We start from the raw sequence: 255 nt of genomic DNA, 5'->3' as shown, positions 1-255 counted from the left end.
GCGATTCCGACTTCATGTAGGCGAGTTGCAGCCTACAATCCGAACTGAGACCTGCTTTTTGGGGTTTGCTTCACCTCGCGGCTTCGCTTCCCTCTGTACAGGCCATTGTAGCACGTGTGTGGCCCAAGACATAAGGGGCATGATGATTTGACGTCATCCCCACCTTCCTCCGTTTTGTCAACGGCAGTTCTGCTAGAGTGCCCACCTTAAATGCTGGCAACTAACAGTAGGGGTTGCGCTCGTTGCGGGACTTAA

1 rRNA gene is annotated in these 255 nt (G+C 53.3%); it reads right to left on the bottom strand.

Going from position 1 to position 255, the window contains the following annotated elements:
- Positions 1-255: ribosomal RNA gene (locus V6C27_14925) — 16S ribosomal RNA — on the bottom strand; the annotation flags it as partial.

Source organism: Peptococcaceae bacterium 1198_IL3148, from assembly GCA_036763105.1.
Lineage (GTDB): Bacteria > Bacillota > Desulfotomaculia > Desulfotomaculales > Desulfohalotomaculaceae > JBAIYS01.
The sequence above is the reverse complement of the archived record's forward strand: the minus strand, read 5'-3'. Positions and strand labels throughout refer to the sequence as shown.